This window comes from Cytobacillus dafuensis (assembly GCF_007995155.1).
Lineage (GTDB): Bacteria > Bacillota > Bacilli > Bacillales > Cytobacillaceae > Cytobacillus > Cytobacillus dafuensis.
Genome location: NZ_CP042593.1, coordinates 2473662 through 2498549 on the forward strand (window position 1 = coordinate 2473662; position 24888 = coordinate 2498549).

The window sequence follows — 24888 nt, forward strand, 5'->3', positions numbered from 1 at the left end:
AATGACTGACCAATTTCTAGCACCTGTTCTACTTTCTTTAAAAGTATCTGTAATATCATTAGTTATTGTTTTCGTCATCGGAACACTTTTAGCAAAATTTATGGCGAATCGCAATTTTCGGGGCAAGGTCGTAGCAGAAACAATTCTGTTACTTCCTCTTGTCCTCCCTCCAACTGTAATCGGGTTTCTTTTGATCGTGATATTTGGTAATATGAGTCCTGTGGGAAGATGGATTCAATCTATTTTTAACCATCCAGTCATGTTTACATGGTGGGCAGCAGTCATTGCATCTACTATTGTTTCTCTTCCACTTATGTATCAATCAGCAAAAACAGGATTTTCCGAAGTTGATCGTGCAATTGTAGAGGCTGCTAGAGTAGATGGAGCTAGTGAGTGGCATGTGTTTTGTTTTGTCACAATGCCAATTGCATATAAATCGCTTATTTCAGGTGCGATCCTAAGCTTTGCCAGAGCATTGGGGGAATTTGGGGCTACATTAATGTTTGCTGGAAATATCCCTGGGAAAACGCAAACGATGTCAACAGCTATTTATATGTCTATTGAATCTGGTAATATGAACCTAGCTTGGACTCTTGTATTAACAATGATTCTCATATCATTTTCAATGCTATTATCGATATCGTTGTACATAAAAAAATAAAACGATAAGCAGACATAATGTCGCTTATCGTTTTATTTTTTTACTTGCTATAACGAGCCCTCCCAGAATAATTAGAATAAATGCAAATTTTCCGTAAATGCCCATCGTCTTATTTTCATCATTTTTTATTAATTGATGATTAGAGACAGTCTGCATTTTGTTATTTTCTACTAGTTGAATAGATTGAACCATTTCACCTTCAGCATTAGTAAAATTCAACTTTCCATCTGCAGTTATTTTTTTCTCATATGAACTTTTTGGCACCGTTACCATTACGTCTTTCAAACCTGTTGTAAATGTTTTACCTTTAGTAATAAATTCATCAGATTTACTTATGAGAGAATGCTTAAACTGATTAAAACCATAGTCAAATAGATTCTTAGTGTCATCATAAATATCTTTATCATTTTCCCCTTTTAAAACAATTGCAGTCAGCTCTAGATCATCTTTCTTAGCTGTTGTTGCAAGGGTAAATTTGGATTCTGGAACATAGCCGGTTTTTCCTCCGATTACTGCCTCGTAAGGAATCTCGCCTTTCAGCATGAGATGATGAGTTAATAGTGTTGTATCCCATGATTGTCCGGTCCATTTCAATTCTTTCGTTCCATAAATGTTTCTAAACGTTTCATTCTTGAGTGCGTAATTCGTTATTAATGCTAGATCTTCAGCTGTCGTATAATGATCTTCATCAAATAATCCGTGGGGATTTGTAAAATGTGTATTTTCTACGTTTACTTTCTCTTGTAAATACTGATTTATTTGTTCTTCATAACGATCTAAACTACCATCTAGGTGTTCTGCAATAGCCATCGCTGCGTCATTTCCTGAATTAATGAGCATTCCTTGAATTAACTTCTTTAAAGGAACCTGTTCTCCCTCTTCTAAAAACACACTTGTACCGTCTGTACTAACTGCTTCCTTACTAACAGTTACAACATCATCTAAATTACCAGTTTCAATGGCATAAATAGCTGTAGCAATTTTTGTTAAGCTTGCAGGAAACATTTTATTTCTCGCATTTTTTTCGTATAGAATGGCTCCAGTTTTAGAGTCCATAAGAATAGCAGCTTCACTCTTAATCTCTGGAATTGAAACTTCTTCGGCATGGACTTCATTTATTGTAAGTGTAAAAAGATTTAAAATTAGTATACATAAAATTATTTTTTTCATAAAAAATCCATCCAATTTCCTATAGATTTTGTCCAATAATGATTGTACCAAAAAAAATGCAAAAAAAAATAATTGACTTAAAATTGTTACAAAAATGAAAAATTTTCAGGATAGTAAAAGTAAAAAAAGTATCTCATATAGCCTGATCATCAGCTTTTGAGATACTTTTTTCATTGAATAATATCAGTATTTTTTTCGATTGTGAACAAATTCTGCTTATTTCATTGTTAACTGCTGCATCCCCCTCCACAGCTAGAGCAGCTGGAACCACCGTCTGAATTGCTGTCAGAGCCAATGCAACCAAACCCAGAACATGAAGAGCTTCCACCAGCAGATTTTGTAAGCTGCTGTGGAATTAGCTCACTCATATGTTGTTCAAATTGGTTTGTTTCGTACATAGAGAAAAATACTGCTGCAGGAAGTAAAAGATGTAAGTCACTCTCTGAAGTTAATCTAGTAAATGGAAATTGTCTTTTATTATAAATCATATTTTCAGATTGATTAATTTCTGTTTTCATTTTTTGTATTAGGTATTTTTTCACATCTATCCAGTCATCTGAATCTCGAAAATACATTTTAAGCAGTTCATCTTCTGTCTGGTTTTTAAAATTTTGAAGAATATCTTGTTTGATAGGATATTTCAAGAATCCTCCCCAGAGTATTTGACTATTTTTCTTGGGCTGAAATAAGCTTAGATAAACCCAGTCAAAATATGCTCTTTCTCCAGGAATAGGTGTTACATTCAAGTTAGGTGTATGATGCAAAAAATCTTTATAAAAATTCTGTGAGAATTTTTCATAATCCTTTGTAAACATTAGCATTTCATGCCAAACCTCATCGACAGCCTCACTAAACATAGGAACCGATTTTATTAAACTATTTAATACAAAATATTTTTTTAACTCTAAGTATCTCCATTCAAAATCATGATCTTTCCAATTTGGATGGTTTTGAAGCATTCGTTCCTTTACATTTTTCTTGTAAGATCGATGTAAAGAAGAATGCAAATGCTTAACGATTGGTTTCCCCTCTTCTATTAATATACCAAGATATGATGGGACAGCCTCTGCTCTTAAATTCAGATTTTTTTTCTTTCTCTTTTTTATTAGTAAAAAAATAAAAAATATTATGATCAAAAATATGATTAAACCTACCATTTTCCAGCCCCCTCCCTATTCATTATCCTAATTATATAAATGATGTATAATTTTTACAGTAATTCAAAATGAATTGAGTCTAAACTCCTAACAATTATTATTGAATGAACATTTCTAGAAAAAAGTAAATATTTTAGACAAGTTCCCGCCCCCTATCGGCATATCTATAATAATGGACAAACATATCAAGGGAAGGAGAGAAATAAATGCCATTTCTTGTAGTGAAAAAAAGAGCCATCATCATGTTCTTAGTTCTCTTTTTAGCTATTGCATCAGCATCTATTTGGTTATTAGCAAAAAATAATTCAGTAACAGTTTTTAGCCAAGAGTCTAACGATGAAGTTCGAGAGATTCATATGGTTACAGGAGAATTTAAAGCAAAACTGCCGAATGGAAGAGAAATTGAATCTTACCGCTGGGACCCTGGAACCATTTTTGTTGAAAAAAGTGAAAAAGTAAATCTTGTGATTTCGGGAGTTAATGGAGCTGAACACCCATTCTCAATTGAAGGTACAGAGATTAAAGGGGTTGTAAAAAAAGGGGAAGATACGATTGTTCCGCTTCAATTCAAAAAAGAAGGGGTCTATAGATTAATTTGTCACACACACTACGGTAAAGAACAAAACGGACCAATGATTGCTTATATCGTTGTAGACTAGTGTAGTTTTAAATTTAGATCATTCATCGGGATATTACTAAAAAGCATAAAATAAAAACCAGCACTGCTATCTTATGATTTTGTGCTGGTTTAATAATTAATCGTTTATTTCCACCATTCATCTTGTAAGGATGCCGGAATTCTTCTTTTGTGTTCTGATAAAAGATAGCGTTTTTCAATTTTATCTGCCGCTTCTTTTCTTACTTGTTTTCCTTCTAGGTAATCATCTAGTTCATCATAAGTGATGCCAAGCTCTGTTTCGTCCGCTTGTCCTGGTTTATGATCGAGTAAATCTGCAGTTGGAACTTTTAAATATAATCTTTCATCTGCTCCTAATTCTTTTAACAGTGCCTTCCCCTGTCTTTTTGTCAAACCTGTTAATGGGGTGACATCCGCCCCGCCATCACCATATTTAGTAAAAAAGCCTGTAATAGCTTCAGCAGCATGATCGGTTCCAATAACTAATAAACCCATTTCGCCTCCAAAGGCATACTGTGCAATCATTCTCATTCTTGCTTTAACATTCCCCTTTTGAAAATCACTTATAGGGTTGCCTTTTACAATTTTATTATACTCCTTTTGTATTTCATCTACCGATTCTTTAATATTAAATACATATTCATGATCAGCCTTAATAAAGGATAACGCCATTTGTGCATCATTTTCATCTGCTTGAACTCCATAAGGAAGTCGAACAGCTACAAATATGGCCTCATTTCCTTCATTCCGAAATTCCTCTACTGCTAACTGAACAAGACGACCAGCGAGTGTGGAATCCTGTCCTCCGCTAATTCCAAGCACATACCCTTTTGCTTTTGTTTTTATAAGATAATCCTTTAAGAAATCAATGCGCTTTCGGATTTCTATTTTTGGATCTATGTTTGCTTTAACATGTAAATTTTTTATGATTTCATTTTGTAAAACCATCTTTTTTCAGCTCCCTTTGCCGTAGTATTTATTTAGTTTTTGTTAAGTTTCCATATTGGAATTTGATTTTTTTATTTTTTCTTTGATGGATTGGATTTGATGCATTTTATTATCCCAGCATTTTTGGCTTAAATCGACTGGATACTCTTCTGGATTCAAGGATCTACGATATTCATCCCAGAGCACATTCAAGTTTTCTTTTGCAAATTGTTGAATATCAATTAATTTTGGCATTTTATAGACAAGTTGTCCATTTAGGAAAATATCTTTATGAAGCTCTTTTGCTTTAAAATCTGAAACATATTTCGAGATGTACGTATGGACAGGATGAAACATCTTTAATCGTTCTTCTTCCTGTGGGCTTTCATCTTCAAAAGCTATATAATCTCCCTCAGATTTTTGATTTTCATTATTAATAATACGGTATACTTTCTTTAATCCAGGCGTGGATACCTTCTCTGGATTCCCGCTTATCTTCATTGTGTCAATCATTTCTCCATCCTCGTTTTCGATCGAAACAAGTTTATAGACTGCACCGAGAGCTGCTTGATCATAAGCAGTAATTAATTTTGTTCCAATACCCCATGTATCTATTTTTGCTCCTTGACCTTTTAAATGCATGATCGTATATTCATCTAGATCATTTGAAGCAATTATTTTTGCATCAGGATAACCAGCTTCATCAAGCATTTTTCTTGCTTCCTTCGACAAGTAAGCGAGGTCTCCGCTATCAAGACGAATACCATTAAAGTTTATCTTATCTCCAAGTTCTTTAGCGACTTTTATAGCATTAGGAACACCTGATTTTAATGTGTCATATGTATCAACAAGAAAGACACAATTTTTATGTCTTTTTGCGTATTTTAGAAATGCTGTATATTCATCTTGATATGCTTGAACAAGAGCATGGGCATGAGTTCCTGAAACGGGTATACCAAACTTTTTTCCAGCTCTTGTGTTCGAAGTAGATTGAAAGCCTCCTATATATGCTGCTCTTGCTCCCCAAATGGCTGCATCCATTTCTTGTGCTCTTCTAGTTCCAAACTCCATTGCCATTTGATCACCAATGACTTCTTTAATTCTAGCGGCTTTTGTGGCAATTAATGTTTGATAATTAATGATATTTAAAAGGGCTGTTTCAATTAATTGTGCTTGTGCCAAAGGTGCTTCAACTCTCATAATTGGTTCATTACCAAAAACAAGCTCCCCTTCTTTTAGCGAACGAACGGAGCCAGTAAAAGTGAGCGTGCTTAAATAATTAAGAAAGTCTTTTTCATAGCCCAATACATCTCTCAAATAGGAAAGATCACTTTCAGTAAAACGAAATTGGTTAATAAATTCAATGGCACGTTCTAATCCAGCAAAAATCGCGAAGCCATTTCCAAAAGGCGTCTTCCGAAAATATAATTCAAAAATGGCTTTTCGATTATGAATATTGTCTGCCCAATAAGTTTCCGCCATATTGATTTGGTATAAATCTGTATGTAAAGTCAGGCTATCATCTGAAAATGATGTACTCATAAATAGAACCTCCTAAAGCTAAAGCATAACTTATACACATTTTACCCCTGTTGATCTTTTAATACCCGAAAATTGCTTAAAAAATGAGGCAAACTAATCCGGACCAAAATCACGAAACATAGAGAGGCTGCCCATATGAGCAGCCTTTATCCCGCATTAACGGGCAGTAAGACCCCCACCACAACATTGAGATTGAAGCGAGGAAGATAGGTGGGGGACAACTGCCCGTAAAAACCCGATTGGTTCAACTAACCATCAGTGGGGGATAAAAAAACCCCCCGCTGATGGAAGTTTCACTTTATATATGCTTTGTTTTACGATTTCCCCAAAATTGATAGAAAACAAATGGCGTACAAATCAGTACAGGAAAAATATAATAACTAAGGCGATAAAACATAATAATCAACAAGCTTACCTCTGCAGGAATCCCATGCGTTTCCATCCCAATGAGAAAGACAAGATCAAAGGATCCAATGCCACCGGGGATTAAGCTAATAATTCCAGCACACGCGGAAATGATAACAACCGGAAATATGATTGAAAATGGGATAGCAACATCTAATAAATGAGCAATTCCCCAAATACAAATACCTACAAACAACCATTCAAAAATAGAAATTGTTATTAATTCAGAAATATAGCCTTTCTTTAAATTCTCCAGGCTCCAAAACTTTTTTCTGAATGAAAATAAAACCATTAATAAGGGGGTATAAACTGCAATTGCCCAAACAGCTAATTTTATCAAAGGTATTTCTTTATAAACATGCAAATTAGAGAAAATAACGATCCAAGAAAAAATGGAAAGTCCAGTTAAGTAAAATAGTGAAAGCTTTGCAATAATTCGGATATAAGGCACAGTATCCGGTACATACCTACGATAATAATAAGATCTTAGGGTAGCTCCTGCCACTCCGCCAAAACCAACTAAGTTCGAATAAGCATTCGCAGATAAAGAGTAAAATAGTAACTTGCTTTTCGGCAATTTCACATGAAAAAGGTTTAATAGAATCACATCGTAAAAATACATTGGAACCAAAGCAATCAATCCAATAATTAACATCATAACGATGTTTTGAATCGATAACCTGTCCAAATAATGATTAATTAAATCCCAGTTGAAATCCTTAAATAACCCTTGTGCTTCAAATCCAATCAAAAATAATATAAGAAATGGAACGAATATCTTTGCCACTTTATAAACATTTTTACGATTTAGAAAAGACAAAATACCACACCGTTCAATGAAATAGTAAGTCCATAGTATATTCTATTCCTTCCTTATTCTTCGTACAACAAATAAAATCAGAAATTGTTAGATATGGATTGGTTTCTCAATTGCTTGAATTAAAAAATTCCTATATAATATATCCATTGCCCTTTAATTCAGAGGTGAGTAAATGTTAGATTTTCTTCTTGATGTATCAAATATTCCAACTGAATACACGATTTATGCAAGCTTTATGCTTAGCCTCATCGTAAAGTTCCTATGGGTATGGAATATTGAATATCATTTTATTAATTCTTTAAATGCTACTAATAATATAGATGCATTTACAATTAATCCACTTTTGCTAATGCATACTTATCTTCAAAGGAATCCATTATTAAACTGGATAGCAAAATGCGTAAGGAAAAAAGACGGTCCAGGTGATGATCCTGATAGCAGATACTCCTTTCTATATTAAATAAAAAATAGGAGGAGTTTATAAAATGAAAAAAAAGAATAGTTTTTTAATGATAATGATGCTTTCAATGGTTTCTCTTCTACTTTCTGCATGTTCAGGACAAAGTGGTCAAAATAATGAAAGCTTTTTTCAAAATTATTTAGTTGAGCCTTTTACTTCGTTAATACATGGAGTAGCTACTATTTTTAATGATAATTATGGAATTGCGATTATCGTTATTACACTTGGAATTAGATTGCTGCTCATGCCGTTAATGCTAAAGCAATACAAAAATCAAAGAAATATGAAAGAAAAAATGGACGTTATAAAGCCAGAAATGGACGTTATTCAAAAGAAATTAAAGGCAACAAAGGACAAAATGGAACAGCAGAAGCTACAGCAGGAAATGATGGGCTTATATAAGAAACATGGTGTTAACCCTCTTAATATGGGCTGCTTGCCAATTCTTATACAAATGCCGATTTTAATGGGTTTTTATTATGCTATAAGGGGCTCAGAGGAAATAGCTTCCCATTCATTCCTTTGGTTTAGTTTAGGTCAATCAGATATATGGATCACTGCTGCAGCTGGAATTGTCTATTATTTTCAATTTAAAGTTTCTCAATATACAATGCCTGCTCAACAGCAAAAGCAAATGAAATTTATGGGACTGCTATCTCCAATAATGATTGTGATGGTATCTTTAAATGCACCAGCAGCACTCCCGCTTTACTGGACTGTTGGTGGTATATTCCTAACCATTCAAACATTGATTGGACGAAAGCTCTACCCTTCCACTATTTCGGAAAAATCAAAACAACCACAAACAATTCAAAAATAGTGAAAATATTGGAGTATGGCAAATGCCATGCTCCTTTTTCAATCTCTTTTGTTGGATAAAAAAAGAATGAATACCTTCTTTTTATTTTGGAATTATAATAAATGATTCATCAATAAAGGAGGTTTTTTCATGAAAACTAAAGCATTGCTGGCTACAGCTTTAACAACCTTAATGCTATCAGCTTGCGGAGTTAATAATAACGATAATGCAAAAAATAATGTAAATGATACAGCACTCAATAATCGAGATGTGACAAATCCGACAAGAGTTAATAATCCATTAACAAATGACGATGATTATATTAATAATAATGGGCGAACAGGTAATGGATTAACTCCGGTTGGAAATAATGATGGAAATCAACCTTCGAAGATGCGTGTTGCAGATCGTGCAGTGGATAAAATTGTTGCATTGCCAGAGGTAGACCGAGCAAGTGTGGTTGTGACCGATGATAATGCATATGTTGCTGCGCGTCTCGTGGATAATAATAAGGGATTATCTTCTGATGTAGAACGTAAAATTGCTGATCAAGTTAAGGCTGCTGATAAGAGCATTAACGATGTTTATGTATCTGTTAACCCCGATTTCTATGATCGAATGACGAATTATGCAAATGATATTCGAAATGGAAAACCGATTGAAGGCTTATATGATGAATTTACGAATACCGTACAGCGAGTCTTCCCTACCCATTATAATAAGTAATAAATAAATGGGCATCTCTAAGTCGTGTTTTGGACTTAGGGATGCCTAATATCATGTATTCATTTTCATTAAAAACCATACTGGATAAATGTTTTATTTCCTAATCGGCTAGTTATAGATTGCTTCATAAGAATAAGATCATTTAAAGTTTTGACTGATTCAATGATAAATTCTCCTTTATTCAACATGATACAATCTGCTCTTAAACCCATATATGCATCTGTAATCTCTGAACGTAAAGGCATCCCTTTTTTCGTTTGATTTTCAAGAACACCAGTCGCCCAAATGATTGGGATATGTGCCGCTCGGCATATATTTAAAATTTCCTCTTGTATGAAGGCCAATTGATTTAATCCTAACTCAACAGCAAGATCACCTCTCGCAATCATGATGCCAAAAGAATCAAACGCTAAGCCTTCAATAATAATTTTTGAAAGATTTTGGACTGCTTCTTTTGTTTCGATTTTTGCAATTACACTGATTTTCTTATGCGGTAAGGAGTCTAAATGCATTCGAAACTTTGCTAAGTCTCTTGGGAAATGTACAAATGAAAGACCAATACTATCTGATAGATCGTATATGATAGGAAGATTCTTCAAATCCTCCTCTGTTATCGCTGATAAAATAAAGTGAACAAAGGAATCAGGTAGGTTTATTCCATTTTCTTCACGAAGCTTTGCCGTTTTTTTATTTGTTTTTAAAATTTTTATTCTAACCCAGTCATCCGTTATTGAACTAATTTCACCAACTATTTTCCCATCATGAAAATAAATTCTGTCTTTTAACCGAACATTAGTTAAAGCACCTGTAGCATTGATTGATATCACTTTTGTTTGTTCACTAAATGAATTTAAGGTATGATTTTTTTTAATGATCGTAATATCGTCTCCAGGCATTACTTTGAAATATGGTTTTTCATCCAATGCAGAAGATTTTTCAGGTTCAAAAATCTTTTTTACTCGAATTTTTGGGCCAGCTAATTCCATATGAATTTTACACTTTGGTTCGTCTCGGCCAATCTCTCTTTCCGCGTCTCTTACATGTTGTACAAGCTTTTTCCATATTTGTGGGGAATCATGTGCACAATTTATCCTCGCAATATTCATTCCATGGTAAAGCAAATCCTTTATTATCTCGGGATTGTCGATCATTGAAGAATGCAGAGTGACCATAATTGATGGCGTTTTAAATCCGAATAATCTATTTACACGATCTTCTTTAATCTGATTTGAAAGCTGTGTATCAAGCAAATCGTTTATATGAATATCTTCTTTATTTAGGTTATTAAGCATTTTCTGTATGGAATATTGTACATGGGGATGGATATCCTGAATGGGTGTAAGTCCTTCTTGTAAAAGATTTATTTGAATTTCGCTCTGGTCCCTATTCCTTAATGAAAGATATGCGATTAAATTTGACAAGCTTAAAATTGCTGATGAGCTTTCCTTAATAAAAGGTAAACATATTTTTTCAATTTCATCTTGGATATCAGAAAGCGTATTAATTAAGGAATCATTCGGTTTCATTCACACACCACCATTCTATATGTATACCTTAGAAATCAGTATATGGAATGGGTGTGTAAATGGTGAAGTGCAGAGTAACTTCGATATTTTTATTTCGTACTTCACTATAATAATGACTGTATAACCATTTAATGTTCCCTAACCAGTAAAAAAACTGTCAACGATAAGCTGACAGTTTTTCTTTAAACGTATTTAAGCTTCTTGAAAATAATCTTTATAAAAGCCACCGACTTTTCCTGTATTGTCGATGATAAAATAAAATTCTTCTGTTTCATTTTTAACTTCATATTCTTTTCCGGCTGTTAATGCTCTATTTACAATATATTTAGCCGCATCTGTATGAACACATTTTACTTTTTTTAAAGAAGGTTTCTCATTCCAATTATGGTGTATCAATAGTTGCCACTCCTTTTTCTTTAATATATTTAGTATAAAGAATTTTCATTGGTGGCTGCAAGATGATTCTTTTCATTTATATTGGCTAACAATTAAGTTTAATGATGAGAATCCGAATTAATAATGAATTGCTGAGCTTGTTCACGCAATTTAAATTTTTGAATTTTACCTGATGCTGTCATCGGGTAAGAATCGATAAATTCGATATATCTAGGGACTTTATGACGAGAAATTTTTCCCTTGCAGTATTCACGAATTTCATCAATTGTAATGTTTACACCTTCTTTTAAAATAATCCAAGCGACAACTTCTTCCCCATAGACTGAATCCGGAACTCCAATGACTTGCACATCAAGGATGCTGGGATGGGTATAAAGGAATTCTTCGATTTCACGAGGATAAATATTTTCTCCGCCTCTAATAATCATATCCTTTAATCGACCAGTAATTTTACAGTAGCCATTTTCATCCATGACAGCCAAATCTCCAGTATGGAGCCAGCCATCTTCATCAATTGCTTCTTTCGTAGCTTCGGGATTTTTATAATATCCCTTCATGACATGATAACCTCTAGTACAAAGCTCACCTTGAATTCCACGGGGAACTTCAATCTTTGTACCGGGTTCAACAATTTTCACCTCAACATGCGGCAATGCTTTCCCGACTGTTTCAACCCTAAGTTCAATAGGATCATCGGTTCTTGTCTGAGTGATAACTGGCGATGATTCTGTTTGCCCGTATGCTATAGTAATTTCACTAGCGCCCATTTGTTCAATTACTGCCTTCATTACTTCAATTGGGCAATTTGAACCTGCCATAATCCCTGTTCGAAGTGTTGATAAATCATATTCGCTAAATTCCGGATCATTTAGCTCAGCTATGAACATTGTCGGCACCCCGTGCAGACCTGTACATTTCTCATTTTGTACTGTTTTTAGAACCTCTTTTGGACTGAATTCCTGTACGGGAACAATTGTAGCTCCAACAGATACACATGCGAGAACACCAAGAACACAGCCAAAACAGTGAAAGAATGGTACGGGAATACATAACCGATCCTCTTTTGTTAATTGCATACAGTTTGCAATATTGAACCCATTATTCACAATATTATTATGAGTTAGCATGACACCCTTAGGAAAACCAGTTGTACCCGAAGTGTATTGCATATTGATTACATCATCTGGATCAAGCTGATTCATTCTTTGATCAAGCTTCTCATCAGAAACAGATTCTCCCATTGTTAATAGATCATCCCAATTATAAGTACCAGGAAAATGTTTATCACCTAGGATGATGATATTCTTTAAGTATGGCAGTTTATCACTTTTTAGATGACCGGGCTCACTTGTCTTAAGTTCTGGTACAATTTCATACAGCATGTCTATATAGGAAGTATCTCTATACTTCTCCATTAATATAAGAGTTGTTGTATCTGATTGTCTTAACAAATATTCTAGCTCTGAAGTACGGTAATTAGTATTGACAGTTACAAGCACAGCTCCCATTTTCCCAGTTGCAAATTGGCTTGTAAGCCACTCAGGGGTATTTGTTGACCATGCAGCAATATGCTCGCCCTTTTCAATCCCAAGTTTCATTAACCCTTTTGCTGCTTTTCTACAATAGTCATCAAATTCTTTATATGTCATCCTAAGTCCTCTATCTGAATAGACGACAGCTTCATGCTCAGGATGAAGCTTTGCTTTTTCTTCGAGTAGCTTACCTACAGTTGTATGAAGTAAATCTGCCATAGTTATCCCCCTTAAAAAAATATGACGCCATCCTAAGAAGTTTGCTATATGTAGTTGATGGTTAAAATCCGCTTACATTTTATGTTAACACATTAACCTGAATATTCAATATTTTCATATATTAATCCTTTTATTTTAAAAAGAAAAATCGTGACAATTTGTCACGATACATAAATACGTATTCACTGATAATGCGAATGGAATACTGAGATTGGCTTTTCAAATAACATCGGTTGAAATTGGATAAAAAATGGTCTTTCACCACGTGATTTTAATGTCTCATGAATAATTCCCTCTTGATTTAGAGACTCGCAAAAGATTAATTCTGTGGAGCCACATTGAAGGACAATGCTTTTTGTAGAAAAATTTACAACGAAATTATTATTAATTATTGGAAAATCAAATAGTCTTGTCCATTCCATTGCAGTCTTTTCTGCGTTATAGCAAGCGATAAATACAGATTTGACAGAATGATTTTCTAATTTTTTGTCTGTCACACTTAGGGCCTTAAGCTCAATAAAACGATCTTCATCATTTTGCTCCCACTCAATAAAAAATGGGAATGGGAATGAAGCTTTTTCTTTAATGAAAAGCATTTTCCATCTAATCATGGAGCCATCTTGCCTTTTTCTGCTTCCAGGAAAAATAGGGAAAGTGGTTATTCCTTTTTTATTTAGCTGCTCCTTCATCATGACTAAATCCTTCGTTCGAAAACAAATTTGTCCAATCCCGTCCCTATTTTTTAAATCTGTGATTAATTGTTTTATAAGAGGATTATCTGATTGCTCAGCAATTGTCTGATTTTCAACTGCAATAAATTCGATGTAAGAGGTACTACTATACAGTAAACTATTAAATGTTCCCCAACTCTCATGGCTACCACCCATTACTGCTTTGTAGCCGAGCTTTTTCCATTCCATTACCGCTTTATTAGGATGATCACTTATAAAATGAACAAGATGATCGAGTTGTAAATCCATGTGAATTCTCCTTTAATAGCCTTGTTTCAATTATCATACAAGTTTTCAGAATGAATGACTACTTTTAATTGGCAAAAAAAAGAGAGCATGTCTGCTCTCTAGTTTAGTTTTACTGCTTCTCCTGTTTTTTCATCCTCAATTACAAATTTCTTGCCATCAAGAGCACCTTTATCAATTTTTGCGTATCTTCTTGGTGTCTTATCTTCATCCTCTAATGGTTCGAATGATGCCACTATTTTCACAGTTTCATTATCTATAATTTGTAAGCCTTTTAACGTTAATCCATGATTTTTATAATTTGGATCATTAATTTGCACTAGCAATACATCTTCTGTTTCCCACTCGAATGTTTCCTCGATTTCACCAGGATGCTTTTCAGCATTATATACCCAAATTCCTCCCTTTGGCTGTAATTTAGGTGATCCAAAAAACCAATCAACATTTTGGAAAGCAATTTCTTCAAACGTTTCTTCAGGCTCATACGCTTCTGCTTTTTCTTCCTCTTGTTCTTTATTTTCTGCTTCGTTTTCCTTATTTTTAATTGTATCCTCTTGTTCTTTCTCTCCTAGCTTGACTTCTTCCTTTGTCACTTTTGTCTCTTGGGAACAGCCAGCAACAAGAGCTAACAAAAATAGTACGTAACCTATAGATTTTACTAATTTCATAGATTTTCCTCCAACAGATAGATAATTCCTAATATTTATAAAGTAAACCATTTTTTACCTGCTATTATAAGGTTCGAAAGTCCTTTTTTTTCTATTCTTACAATTTACTGTTTTCAAAACGGAAGGAAACCTTTACAATGGAGTGAATAGAAAGAATATTCATTCCATTCTACAGGAGGTAATGCAAATGAAGATTATGAGTAATGAACAGTTGGTCGTCTCTTATCGTGATGCATTGAAGTCTGGTTCGGAGAAAGAATGGATTCAGATATTAAAAATGGAAATTAAAAAAAGAGGTTTAAAGCCAATAAAAGCAAAGTAGTATTAATAAATAAATAATTCAATGGGCTGTTGATAAGTCTTTAAAAGTAAAGCATCTAAGGAAACTGACACGTTTTTCCTTAGATGCTTTTTTAATGGAGATTTTTTTTAAGAAAGTAGCTATTACTTCACATTCAAGTGCTATTTTTGCCTTTTCTTTTATATCTTCAAAGACCGTCTTCGTTTCTTTCATTTATTTCACCTGTATTTTCAGCACTTTCATTTCCCATATGCCGCTGTTTTTTTAGTTCAAAATAAGTATCCATAACTCTTTCTGAAAGTTCAAGATTCATATTATGGCCTTTCCCAGAGTCATATGCCCAAGGTACAATAACTGCGATTGCCATTTCCGGTTCATCCGCTGGTGCATAGCCAACAAAGCTTAAATTAATGACTTCATGAAGCTCTTTGCCGAATTTTTCTTCTTTATCAGGTCCATCATAAAATGCTTGGGCAGTACCTGTCTTGCCTGCAGGGTTATAATTCTTGTCTCCAAAAAAACCATAGGCTGTTCCACCAGCCTCCTGTGTAACTTTACGAAATCCATCATGAACTCGTTTGAACCATTCTTCCATCCCTTCTGCGCGGTTAAGAACTTTCGGAGAAATTTCTTGTACAATTGGACCGATCTCGTCATTTTCCATTAATGGATCGTGAATCGATTTTACAATATGAGGCTCCATTCGATTGCCACCATTAGCAATAGTAGAAACATATTGAGCTAGCTGCATATTTGAATACGTATCATACTGGCCAATGGAAAAGTCCAGAAGTAAACCTGGGTTTGCAGCTTGACCTTTAAATCCAATTTGTTCGTTCGGAAGATCAATTCCGGTTTTCACACCAAGGCCATATTGTGCAAAAGATTCTCTCATTGTTTTAAACCCATATTCAAGATTTAATGGTAAGGTGCCATTAGGTATGTACTTACCATCTCCAATGTTAATAGCTATGTGAAACATATAAACGTTCGAGGACCTTTTTAGTGCATCAAGATCATTAACAACACCAAGGGGTTTCCATGACTTTTTCACAGGTGTTTGATGAATTATCATCGGAGTGTCTACATATCTATCACCTGGCTTGATTGCCCCAGTATTATACCCCGTCATGATCGTCGCTCCCTTAACTGCTGAACCGACGTTATATGCCATTGAAATATTGCCAAGTGCATCATCCTGCATTACTTCTTGGCCTGTTTCCTTATCTTTAACAATTTGTCTGCCTGCCATTGTAAGTACCTCTCCTGTGCGTGGATCCATAATAACAACATTGGCGCGATCCAGCAATGAAGTACCACTAATATTTTTTGCTTTCTTTAACTCTTCTTCAATAATCTTTTCTGTTGCTTGTTGTAACTCCATGTCAATACTTAGTACAAGATCCTGACCTCTTTTTCCATCTGTGATCGGAATCGTTTCAAGAACCTTGCCTGCTTTATCCGTTACATTTTTGACTTTTGCTTTTTGGCCGTGCAGAACCTCTTCGTATTGCTGTTCAATATAGCTCTTTCCTACCCGATCATTTCGACTGTAATCCCTTGCTAAAAAATACTCCAGCTGCTCAGCAGGTAAACCTTCATCAGATTCTGTCACCTTGCCAAGAACAGACCTTAATGTTGATTCAAAAGGATAGTATCTTTCCCAATCTGTTGTCGTATCAACACCAGGAAGAAACTTAAGATTTTCACTTACAAATGCATATTCTTCAGGCGTTACATCTCTATTTTTTACAATTTGAGGTGTCAAGGCATATCCAGTTGAAAACTCTCTATATATGGCAAGAACTTCTAAATCCTCTGCAGTGAGCTCATTCAATTCTTCCTCAGTAATGCGATCACGTTTTAACCGGTAAATTTTCTTGTCTAATTCTTTTCCCTCAAAATTTTCCTTCAATTTATCAATTTCTTTTTCAGAAACCTTTTTATCTGCTCGTTTCTGATTTTTCATAATCCAGAAATCTCTTTTATCTCCCTCTTGAACCTTATCAATATCCTTTTCTATGAGCTTAGCAAGCTTATTTGCTACTTTAAGCATATCATCTTGCTTAACTCCTGCGTTCTTTGTATAGGTAATAGCATTTTGCGGAATGTTTTCAACAATCACCTTTCCTGTCCGATCATACATCTTTCCCCTTGGTACAGGATTATTGACGGTTACATCCTCTGTTCGTTCAATCTCCCGTTTATAATCGTCTCCATACACAATTTGAACAACACCTAATCGAAGAATCAATACAGAAAACGATATAAACACTATCAAAAATAAAAGGTTTAAGCGGAATGGAATATGTGACTTTTTTTTCTCTTTCTTTTTATTCAATTTCAATCGACCCCCTCCCTCCTTTGAAAAAAAGTTAACTTGTTTCTTCCTTATCTCATTCTATAAGAAATTACTAAATATTTCTATATATAGAAATTGTTACATCAAAAAAGCACGAGTTTGCTAACCTATACATGAGCACTTAATGTAGATTTGAAAAAGTGAAAAACAGATTGAGGGGGTAAAATTTCTGATGTTTTAAGTATTAAAAGATAATAGAAATGCTGCTAATTCAAAGCTTGTATTAAGTTATAATCAAACTATTTTATTTAAATGAATGAAATAAAAAAATAGCCCTCTTATTTTGATTAATCTTCTTTCAAAATAAGAGGGCTTATCCTATTGTAAAATCAAAATTTTATAGCACTTTCTGAATCGAACTTGTTACATGACAACATTATTTATTTTAAACGTCTTTTTAATAATGAACTGCACCCCAATTGTTAGACACAACTGACAATTGGAAGTGCAGTTTTTCTATGGCAAAATATACATTTGATGAGAAACTTTAATAAACAGCTGTACTATTAATTAAGCTTCAAAAAGTAATGATTCAGGGTCTTCAATTAATTCTTTTACTCGTTTTAGGAAGGTTACTGCTTCTTTTCCATCGACGATCCTGTGATCGTAAGAAAGAGCAATATACATCATTGGACGATTCTCCATTCTTTCCGCATCAATTGCAACAGGGCGAAGATTAATCGCATGCATACCTAAGATTCCAACTTGTGGCCCATTCAGAATCGGTGTAGAAAGTAACGATCCAAATGTACCGCCATTTGTAATTGTAAATGAACCACCTTGAAGGTCTTGAAGAGATAGCTTGTTATTTCTTGCTTTTCCTGCAAGATCCATAATATCTTTTTCAATTTCTGCAAAGTTTTTGCGGTCGGCATCTCGAACAACAGGGACAACAAGGCCTTCATTAGTGGAGACAGCAACACCAATATCATAATACTTTTTCAAAATAATTTCGTCACCTTGAATCTCAGCATTAAGTAGCGGGTTTTTCTTTAAGGCTGCAACAACGGCTTTTGTAAAAAAGGACATAAAGCCTAATTTTACATCGTTTTCTTCAAAGAATTGATCCTTGCGCTTTTTGCGAAGATTCATGACATTGGTCATATCGACCTCATTAAAAGTAGTAAGCATTGCAGCTGTATGCTGAACTTCAACAAGACGGTTAGCGATTGTTTGGCGGCGGCGCGTCATACGAATGCGCTCTACTGGCTTACCAGATTCTTGCAGTACTGCAGCTTTCGGTGCTGGTGCTGGTACCGATTTCTGCTGCGGGTTAAAGGAAGATACATCTTGGGCACGAACTCTTCCAAGCGGATCAACGGTTGGAATTTGTGTTAAATCAATACCTTTTTCTCGAGCCATTTTTCTAGCAGCTGGTGAAGCAATTGGGCGTTGTGTTTCGTTGTTTTCTACTTGAAGTGCTGCGTTTTGCTCAGGCTGTTTCACTGTTTCATCAGGAGCTTGCGCTTTTTCTTCTTGTACTGGTTCAGCTTGAGCAGAAGCTCCAGTCGCTTCACCGTTTTCATCAACTACAGCGATCGTTTCGCCTACATTGACATTATCTCCTTCTTGGAATCTAACTTCTTTTAATACTCCTGAAAAATCAGAGATAATTTCAACATTAACTTTATCTGTCTCTAATTCAACAACATAATCACCTTTATTAACAAATTCACCTGGTTTCTTTAACCATTGTGCAATTGTTCCTTCTGTAATCGATTCTGCAAGCTCAGGTACTTTAATTTCAGCCACCTTATTTTCCTCCTTCATGTTTACGAGTTAATGCTTCTTCAATAATGCGGGCCTGTTCTATCTTATGAATAACCGGGTCCCCCTCTGAAGGACTAGAACGGCGACGTCTTCCTACATAATTTACTTCAACGCCATCTTTTGTAATTGCTTTTAATCTCGGCTCTACAAAGAACCATGCACCCATATTTTTTGGTTCTTCCTGAACCCATACGATTTCTTTCAAGTTTGGATAACGGTTAAATATTTCTTCAATGGTATTCATCGGGAATGGATAAATTTCTTCTACTCTTAATATATGGAACCATTCTTTATTTTCAATACTTTTTAGACTATCTGCTAAATCAATGGCCATTTTTCCACTTGCCAAGACGATACGTGTTACTTTTTCAACATCCTTACCAAGTAATGACTGCTCGAGTACAGGCTGGAATTCTCCTTCACTTAATTGAAGGCCACTTGAAGAAACAAGAGGATGACGTAATAAACTTTTCGGCGACATAATGACTAGTGGTCGCACCTCTTCACGATTCAAAATGGCTGCCTGTCTGCGTAAAATATGAAAATATTGAGCAGATGATGTTAAGTTGGCGACGGTCCAGTTATTTTCAGCAGCTAATGATAAAAATCTCTCTAATCGAGCACTTGAATGTTCTGGTCCTTGTCCTTCATAGCCATGTGGCAGCAGCATAACAAGTCCAGATTTTTGTCCCCATTTTGCACGTCCAGCAGCGATAAACTGATCAAATATGACTTGAGTAGAGTTGGCAAAATCTCCAAATTGCGCTTCCCAAAGCACTAGTGTTTCAGGTGCAAAAACATTATAGCCGTATTCAAATCCGAGAACAGAAGTTTCAGATAGTGGGCTATTATGAATCGCAAATGATGCTTTCGCTGATGGTAATAAATGAAGCGGTGAAAATGATTTTCCAGTTTCATTATCATGCAAAACGATATTTCGATGGGCAAAAGTTCCCCTCTCGGAATCCTGACCTGTCAAACGAATCGGTGTTCCATCCTTTAGAATAGAGGCAAATGCCAATGTTTCAGCATGTCCCCAGTCGATTTTCCCATCACCATCTAATGCGTCCAGTCTTCTCTTCAATATTTTTTCAAGCTTATTGAAAATAATGTATTTTTCTGGGAACGCTAATAGATCTTGATTAATTTCTTTCAAAGTTTCAAAAGGGACAGCAGTATTTAAGTTTGGAAGACCTTTTTCTACTATTTCTGGCGTATTCATTGATTCGATATCAATTTTCTTATCAGGAACCTTTTCATAGGCAGCTTTTAGCTTAACAATTACGTCTTCTTCCAATTGTGCAACGGCTTCCTTAGTAACTGCTGATTCACTTACTAGCTTTTGACTATAAAGTTCCTTGACTGTTGCATGGGTATGGATAATTTTATACATCAAAGGATTCGTTGTCATTGGCTCATCCATTTCATTATGACCAAAACGACGGTATCCGATAAGATCAATTAAGAAGTCCTTTTGAAATTTTTCTCTATATTCACATGCCAATCTTGCGGCTGCCAAACAAGCTTCCGGATCATCTGCATTCACATGTAATATAGGTATTTCATACCCTTTTGCTAGGTCACTTGAATACCTGGTTGATCGTGAGTCACGTGATTCAGTTGTAAATCCAATCGTATTGTTCGAAATAATATGAATGGAGCCGCCAGTATTATAGCCTGTTAACTGCCCAAGATTGAGAGTTTCTGCCACAACTCCTTGACCTGGAAATGCAGCATCTCCATGGATGATAATTGAAAGTGCAGAACGATAATCAACTGCTGGATATCCTTTTTCTGAACGCTTATCCTGAGCAGCACGTGTATATCCTTCTACAACTGGGCCAACAAATTCTAAATGACTTGGATTATTCGCTAGCGTTAGACGGGCAATGGTTGTGTTTTCAGCTATAATTTTTTTATCTAAACCTAGATGGTATTTTACATCCCCTGTCCATCCATAACTAATGCCAATTGAACCCTCTGAAGGAACTAGCTCCTTATTTGGTGCATGCTGAAATTCAGCAAAAATCATTTCATATGGCTTCCCAAGAACATGGGCTAGGACATTTAGACGTCCACGGTGAGCCATACCAATATTGATTGTCTTTGTCCCATTCGTAACGGATTCAGTAACAATTTCATCAAGCAAAGGAACTAACGTGTCAAGACCTTCAATGGAAAATCTCTTTTGTCCTACAAATGTTCGGTGAATGAATTTTTCAAATTCCTCTACTTCAGTAAGTCTCTTAAGTACTTTCGTTTTTTCTTCCGTTTTTAATTTAGGTTTTAGACTGCTTGTTTCAACTTTTCTGCGAAGCCAGTCTTTTTCGTTTTCATCATATACATGATGAAATTCATAAGCGATCGTATCCATGTATACACTTTTTAAATATTCAATTGCATCATAGCAAGTTTTTAGAGGAATAGGCGCATCCTTACAGATTACACCTGCAGGAAGTGAATGAAGATCCTCCTCTGTTAAACCGTACTGAGAAAGCTCAAAAAGATTTTTTTCAGGTTTATGATCCTTTAATGGATATATATCTGCAGCTCGGTGACCGTAAGATCGAATATTATCTGCCAGACGGATAACAGCCAGTGTTTTTTCTAATTGATTAGCTGATGTATATGAGACGCTAGCTTCTGCTTTTGGAGAGCTCGCTTTTACATCAATTGGTGAACCAGTTGTATCAAAATAGGCTCTCATATCTGGATCTACTGATTCTGGATTTTGTAAATAATTTTCATATAACTCGATGACATAGCCAAGGTTCGGGCCATAAAAACCTTCATCAAAAGGCCTCTCACCATTCAATGGCTTTTTCATGAAAAAAACCTCCATCACTGTATTGGAAAAAACCTATTTCCTCATTAACCTCTCCCAAAAAAACTATAAAATGTAAATTAAAAGAATAATATTATTTTTCAGGGATAAATAATTTCCAATGCAATTTTATCACGATAAAGTGACTAATTCAAAGGTTTTAAACATACATATAGTGTAAATTTCCCTCGTATATGTAAAAACAAAAAACTTATTCTGATAAAATAATTACAATATTTAGACAATAAACTTTTATCTCTTCTTCGCTTACAATTTTTGCCTCTATAATTCGTATAGAAAAAATAGTTATCAGAAGGGATTGACTTTTCAGAATGTAATAGTGTAAAGTTTAAAAAAATTGAATACGAATTTCTTATCAAGAGAGGTCGAGGGTAAGGCCCAGTGACGCCTCAGCAACCATCAATCACATATGATTGAAAAGGTGCTAATTCCTGCAAGTTTTTTTAAAACTTGAAAGATAAGAAGAATGGCGCTGTTTCTTTTGAAAAGTCTTCTTCTTATAAGAGGGCTTTTTTTATTTTTTATCTATAAAAAAACTAAGTTTACTAACCTATTAAAGTGAAATTCAATGCAAAAAATACTCATTTGATTAAGGAGTGTTCATGATGCGTAAGGTTGATACAATACTTGCACAAATCGGCAATCGAAGTGAAACGGCTACAGGGTCTGTTAATCCTCCTGTATATTTTTCAACTGCCTATCGCCATGAAGGGATTGGTCAGTCAACTGGATTCGATTATATCCGTACTGGTAATCCGACAAGGGCTTTATTGGAAAAAGCAATTGCGGAGCTTGAAGAAGGTGATCAAGGTTTTGCATGCAGCTCTGGAATGGCTGCTATACATACCCTCCTCTCACTTTTTCAATCCGGTGATGAATTTATCGTGTCAAAAGATCTTTATGGTGGTACATATAGACTCTTTGAACAAGGCTTCAAAAAATGGGGGCTGCAGTGCAAATATATTCGAACTTTCTCTGAAGAGGTTCTTACTAAGGAAATTTCTTCTCAGACAAAAGCGATATTCATTGAAACGCCTACAAATCCATTAATGGAGCAAACGAATATTTCAGAAGTAGCTTCGTTCGCTAAAAAGCATAATTTATTACTTATTGTTGATAACACTTTTTATACACCTATTTTACAACAGCCTTTGAAATTAGGAGCAGACATTGTTATCCACAGCGCAACCAAATACATAGGCGGACATAATGACGTATTGGCGGGCTTGATTGTTGCTAAGGGAAAGGATTTATGTGAGCAGCTTACACTTTATCACAATGCGACAGGTGCGGTGCTTAGTCCCTTCGATTCTTGGTTGCTTATGAGAGGGATGAAAACTCTTGCCCTCCGAATGGAGCGACATGAAAGAAATGCACAGAAAATTGTAGACTATTTATCAAGTCATGATGCAGTTACGGATGTCCTCTACCCAGGACGTGGAGGAATGATATCTTTTCGGATCAAAAATGAAGAATGGATAAATCAATTTTTGCAAAGCCTTAACCTTATTTCATTTGCTGAAAGTCTTGGAGGAGCTGAGAGCTTTATTACCTATCCTGCTACCCAGACTCATGCTGATATACCAAAGGATATTAGAATTGAAACTGGAGTATGTAACCGATTATTACGATTTTCAGTAGGAATAGAAAATACAGAAGATATTATTCATGATTTAGAAATTGCATTTGCCAAAGTCATGGAGGGGGTGGCGATATGAGTGATGCAAATGACTATTCATTTGAAACAAAGCTTCTACATAATCAGCATAAGTTTGATCCATTAACAGGTGCGGTTAGCGTAGCCATACAACATGCCTCCACCTTTCATCAGAGCGATTTCAATACATTTGGCAAATACGATTATGGCCGAAGTTTAAATCCTACACGTGAGGCACTTGAATCTGTTATTGCGGAGTTAGAGGAAGGAACACATGGATTCGCTTTTTCCTCGGGGATGGCAGCCATCTCCACTGCCTTCCTCCTATTATCACAAGGTGATCATGTAATCATTACGGAAGATGTGTACGGCGGGACATTCCGATTCGTCACGAAGGTTCTTTCACGATATGGAATTGAGTACACATTTGTTGACATGACCGATTTAGAGGCTGTAAAGAGGGCTGTTCGTCCAAATACGAAGGTGTTTTATGTAGAAACACCTTCCAATCCCCTTTTAAAGGTTACTGATATTAAAGCAATTTCTTCGATTGCAAAAGAGCATGAGGCATTAACATTTGTTGATAACACTTTTTTAACGCCTGCCCTGCAAAGGCCCCTTACTTTAGGAGCAGATTTAGTACTGCATAGTGCAACGAAATTTTTATCTGGTCATAGTGATGTCGTAGCAGGTTTAGCAGTTGTAAAGAATACTGAACTAGCGAAAAAACTAGGGTTTTTACAAAATTCTTTTGGTGCAATTTTAGGAGTCCAGGATGCATGGCTCGTTCTGCGTGGACTGAAAACATTACATGTCAGAATGGATCAATCTATGAAATCAGCAAGGAAACTTACATCGTTTTTACAAAAAAATCCAGTAATTAAACGAGTATATTACCCTGGAATTGCCGATCATCCGCAATTTCAAATCCAAATGAGACAGGCTTATGGCCCTGGTGCAGTCATTTCATTTGAACTTGAAAACGAACAGGCAGCTAAAGAGTTTGTTTCAAACATAAAAATTCCTGTATTTGCCGTAAGCTTAGGAGCAGTTGAATCAATCCTCTCCTACCCTGCAAAAATGTCTCATGCATCAATGACAATAAAGGAAAGACATAGCAGAGGAATTACGGATGGACTTCTCCGTCTATCCGTCGGATTGGAAAATCCCGATGACTTAATCAGTGATTTTACATCTTCTTTATCACTGATTAACGAGGTGTAAAACTCCATTTTTGAAGTTTCAATTGATCGCAGATTAACGGGCTGTAAGACCCCCACTTCAAGAAGTTGAGTTAAGAATAAATTTCTAAGTGGGGGATCAACAGCCCG

At 35.3% G+C, this 24888-nt stretch carries 22 protein-coding genes and 1 riboswitch; of the genes, 8 read left to right on the forward strand and 14 right to left on the reverse strand.

Annotation, left to right across the window (positions count from 1 at the left end):
• Nucleotide 1: 1 nt before the first annotated feature.
• Nucleotides 2-661: a molybdate ABC transporter permease subunit gene (modB, locus tag FSZ17_RS11725; protein ID WP_057770569.1), complete on the forward strand. Its 660-nt coding sequence runs from the start codon at nt 2-4 to the stop codon at nt 659-661.
• A gap of 24 nt (nt 662-685) precedes the next feature.
• On the opposite strand, the gene FSZ17_RS11730 is transcribed toward modB, so the two are convergent.
• Nucleotides 686-1831 (reverse strand): D-alanyl-D-alanine carboxypeptidase family protein, encoded by a 1146-nt coding sequence (locus tag FSZ17_RS11730; RefSeq protein ID WP_057770571.1) that lies wholly within the window; start codon nt 1829-1831, stop codon nt 686-688.
• A gap of 227 nt (nt 1832-2058) precedes the next feature.
• Nucleotides 2059-2988 (reverse strand): glycine-rich domain-containing protein, encoded by a 930-nt coding sequence (locus FSZ17_RS11735; protein ID WP_057770574.1) that lies wholly within the window; start codon nt 2986-2988, stop codon nt 2059-2061.
• A 206-nt stretch (nt 2989-3194) separates the two neighbouring features.
• On the opposite strand from FSZ17_RS11735, the gene FSZ17_RS11740 reads away from it, so the two are divergent.
• The gene (locus FSZ17_RS11740) at nt 3195-3647 is read left to right on the forward strand and encodes a cupredoxin domain-containing protein (protein ID WP_057770576.1); all 453 of its coding nucleotides are present in this window, start codon (nt 3195-3197) and stop codon (nt 3645-3647) included.
• 104 nt (nt 3648-3751) lie between these two features.
• Here FSZ17_RS11740 and nadE read toward each other — a convergent pair whose 3' ends face one another.
• The 3 genes from nadE to FSZ17_RS11755 all read right to left on the reverse strand — a co-directional run bounded on the left by nadE (nt 3752) and on the right by FSZ17_RS11755 (nt 7319).
• The gene (gene nadE / locus FSZ17_RS11745; RefSeq protein ID WP_057770578.1) at nt 3752-4573 is read right to left on the reverse strand and encodes an NAD(+) synthase; all 822 of its coding nucleotides are present in this window, start codon (nt 4571-4573) and stop codon (nt 3752-3754) included.
• A gap of 42 nt (nt 4574-4615) precedes the next feature.
• Entirely contained in the window at nt 4616-6094 is a 1479-nt protein-coding gene (locus FSZ17_RS11750; protein WP_057770580.1) for a nicotinate phosphoribosyltransferase, read from the reverse strand.
• A gap of 298 nt (nt 6095-6392) precedes the next feature.
• The gene (locus FSZ17_RS11755) at nt 6393-7319 is read right to left on the reverse strand and encodes a lysylphosphatidylglycerol synthase domain-containing protein (protein ID WP_057770582.1); all 927 of its coding nucleotides are present in this window, start codon (nt 7317-7319) and stop codon (nt 6393-6395) included.
• 172 nt (nt 7320-7491) lie between these two features.
• On the opposite strand from FSZ17_RS11755, the gene FSZ17_RS11760 reads away from it, so the two are divergent.
• The 3 genes from FSZ17_RS11760 (at nt 7492) to FSZ17_RS11770 (ending at nt 9304) form a co-directional block, all read left to right on the forward strand.
• The gene (locus FSZ17_RS11760) at nt 7492-7779 is read left to right on the forward strand and encodes a hypothetical protein (RefSeq protein ID WP_057770584.1); all 288 of its coding nucleotides are present in this window, start codon (nt 7492-7494) and stop codon (nt 7777-7779) included.
• 25 nt (nt 7780-7804) lie between these two features.
• Nucleotides 7805-8599, forward strand: coding sequence for a membrane protein insertase YidC (gene yidC / locus FSZ17_RS11765; protein ID WP_057770586.1), 795 nt, complete (start codon nt 7805-7807; stop codon nt 8597-8599).
• 129 nt (nt 8600-8728) lie between these two features.
• Entirely contained in the window at nt 8729-9304 is a 576-nt protein-coding gene (locus tag FSZ17_RS11770) for a YhcN/YlaJ family sporulation lipoprotein (RefSeq protein ID WP_057770588.1), read from the forward strand.
• A 68-nt stretch (nt 9305-9372) separates the two neighbouring features.
• Here the strand turns inward: FSZ17_RS11770 and FSZ17_RS11775 are convergent, their stop codons facing one another.
• The 5 genes from FSZ17_RS11775 to FSZ17_RS11795 all read right to left on the reverse strand — a co-directional run bounded on the left by FSZ17_RS11775 (nt 9373) and on the right by FSZ17_RS11795 (nt 14622).
• A complete protein-coding gene (locus FSZ17_RS11775; RefSeq protein ID WP_057770590.1) occupies nt 9373-10830 on the reverse strand; it encodes a pyruvate kinase in 1458 nt (485 codons plus the stop codon).
• Nucleotides 10831-11022: 192 nt separating this feature from the next.
• On the reverse strand, nt 11023-11226 hold the full coding sequence (locus FSZ17_RS11780) for a DUF6501 family protein (protein ID WP_057770592.1): 204 nt from the start codon (nt 11224-11226) through the stop codon (nt 11023-11025).
• Nucleotides 11227-11324: 98 nt separating this feature from the next.
• Nucleotides 11325-12983: an AMP-binding protein gene (locus FSZ17_RS11785; protein ID WP_267128909.1), complete on the reverse strand. Its 1659-nt coding sequence runs from the start codon at nt 12981-12983 to the stop codon at nt 11325-11327.
• A gap of 176 nt (nt 12984-13159) precedes the next feature.
• Entirely contained in the window at nt 13160-13957 is a 798-nt protein-coding gene (locus tag FSZ17_RS11790) for a VOC family protein (protein WP_057770596.1), read from the reverse strand.
• 98 nt (nt 13958-14055) lie between these two features.
• A complete protein-coding gene (locus FSZ17_RS11795; protein WP_057770598.1) occupies nt 14056-14622 on the reverse strand; it encodes a hypothetical protein in 567 nt (188 codons plus the stop codon).
• 187 nt (nt 14623-14809) lie between these two features.
• Here FSZ17_RS11795 and sda point away from each other — a divergent pair, with 187 nt between their 5' ends.
• Nucleotides 14810-14944 (forward strand): sporulation histidine kinase inhibitor Sda, encoded by a 135-nt coding sequence (sda, locus tag FSZ17_RS11800; RefSeq protein ID WP_057770600.1) that lies wholly within the window; start codon nt 14810-14812, stop codon nt 14942-14944.
• A gap of 18 nt (nt 14945-14962) precedes the next feature.
• Here sda and FSZ17_RS23385 read toward each other — a convergent pair whose 3' ends face one another.
• The 4 genes from FSZ17_RS23385 to sucA all read right to left on the reverse strand — a co-directional run bounded on the left by FSZ17_RS23385 (nt 14963) and on the right by sucA (nt 21882).
• Nucleotides 14963-15136: a hypothetical protein gene (locus FSZ17_RS23385; RefSeq protein ID WP_156416230.1), complete on the reverse strand. Its 174-nt coding sequence runs from the start codon at nt 15134-15136 to the stop codon at nt 14963-14965.
• Nucleotides 15111-17264, reverse strand: a complete 2154-nt coding sequence (locus FSZ17_RS11805; protein WP_057770730.1) for a peptidoglycan D,D-transpeptidase FtsI family protein — start codon at nt 17262-17264, stop codon at nt 15111-15113. Before FSZ17_RS11805 ends, FSZ17_RS23385 begins: the two co-directional genes overlap by 26 nt.
• 531 nt (nt 17265-17795) lie before the next feature.
• Nucleotides 17796-19037 (reverse strand): 2-oxoglutarate dehydrogenase complex dihydrolipoyllysine-residue succinyltransferase, encoded by a 1242-nt coding sequence (gene odhB, locus FSZ17_RS11810; protein ID WP_057770601.1) that lies wholly within the window; start codon nt 19035-19037, stop codon nt 17796-17798.
• A gap of 1 nt (nt 19038) precedes the next feature.
• Complete coding sequence (sucA, locus tag FSZ17_RS11815; RefSeq protein WP_057770603.1) at nt 19039-21882, reverse strand: 2-oxoglutarate dehydrogenase E1 component; 2844 nt, start codon at nt 21880-21882, stop codon at nt 19039-19041.
• Between the two features lie 367 nt (nt 21883-22249).
• Nucleotides 22250-22364, forward strand: a riboswitch (SAM riboswitch).
• Nucleotides 22365-22505: 141 nt separating this feature from the next.
• On the opposite strand from sucA, the gene FSZ17_RS11820 reads away from it, so the two are divergent.
• Both FSZ17_RS11820 and metC read left to right on the forward strand, forming a co-directional pair.
• Nucleotides 22506-23618 (forward strand): methionine biosynthesis PLP-dependent protein, encoded by a 1113-nt coding sequence (locus tag FSZ17_RS11820; RefSeq protein ID WP_057770606.1) that lies wholly within the window; start codon nt 22506-22508, stop codon nt 23616-23618.
• On the forward strand, nt 23615-24781 hold the full coding sequence (gene metC, locus FSZ17_RS11825; protein WP_057770608.1) for a cystathionine beta-lyase: 1167 nt from the start codon (nt 23615-23617) through the stop codon (nt 24779-24781). The genes FSZ17_RS11820 and metC overlap by 4 nt, the downstream gene beginning before the upstream one ends.
• Nucleotides 24782-24888 lie beyond the last annotated feature (107 nt).

Bases quoted from the DNA above. Each gene is read 5' to 3' on its own strand.
- FSZ17_RS11735 (WP_057770574.1), bottom strand. From the start codon at position 2,988: ATGGTAGGTTTAATCATATTTTTGATCATAATATTTTTTATTTTTTTA.
- FSZ17_RS11775 (WP_057770590.1), bottom strand. From the start codon at position 10,830: ATGAAACCGAATGATTCCTTAATTAATACGCTTTCTGATATCCAAGAT.
- FSZ17_RS11750 (WP_057770580.1), bottom strand. From the start codon at position 6,094: ATGAGTACATCATTTTCAGATGATAGCCTGACTTTACATACAGATTTA.
- sucA (WP_057770603.1), bottom strand. From the start codon at position 21,882: ATGAAAAAGCCATTGAATGGTGAGAGGCCTTTTGATGAAGGTTTTTAT.
- nadE (WP_057770578.1), bottom strand. From the start codon at position 4,573: ATGGTTTTACAAAATGAAATCATAAAAAATTTACATGTTAAAGCAAAC.
- metC (WP_057770608.1), top strand. From the start codon at position 23,615: ATGAGTGATGCAAATGACTATTCATTTGAAACAAAGCTTCTACATAAT.
- FSZ17_RS11730 (WP_057770571.1), bottom strand. From the start codon at position 1,831: ATGAAAAAAATAATTTTATGTATACTAATTTTAAATCTTTTTACACTT.
- FSZ17_RS11770 (WP_057770588.1), top strand. From the start codon at position 8,729: ATGAAAACTAAAGCATTGCTGGCTACAGCTTTAACAACCTTAATGCTA.
- FSZ17_RS23385 (WP_156416230.1), bottom strand. From the start codon at position 15,136: ATGAAAGAAACGAAGACGGTCTTTGAAGATATAAAAGAAAAGGCAAAA.
- FSZ17_RS11740 (WP_057770576.1), top strand. From the start codon at position 3,195: ATGCCATTTCTTGTAGTGAAAAAAAGAGCCATCATCATGTTCTTAGTT.
- yidC (WP_057770586.1), top strand. From the start codon at position 7,805: ATGAAAAAAAAGAATAGTTTTTTAATGATAATGATGCTTTCAATGGTT.
- FSZ17_RS11760 (WP_057770584.1), top strand. From the start codon at position 7,492: ATGTTAGATTTTCTTCTTGATGTATCAAATATTCCAACTGAATACACG.
- FSZ17_RS11790 (WP_057770596.1), bottom strand. From the start codon at position 13,957: ATGGATTTACAACTCGATCATCTTGTTCATTTTATAAGTGATCATCCT.
- FSZ17_RS11795 (WP_057770598.1), bottom strand. From the start codon at position 14,622: ATGAAATTAGTAAAATCTATAGGTTACGTACTATTTTTGTTAGCTCTT.
- FSZ17_RS11820 (WP_057770606.1), top strand. From the start codon at position 22,506: ATGCGTAAGGTTGATACAATACTTGCACAAATCGGCAATCGAAGTGAA.
- sda (WP_057770600.1), top strand. From the start codon at position 14,810: ATGAAGATTATGAGTAATGAACAGTTGGTCGTCTCTTATCGTGATGCA.
- modB (WP_057770569.1), top strand. From the start codon at position 2: ATGACTGACCAATTTCTAGCACCTGTTCTACTTTCTTTAAAAGTATCT.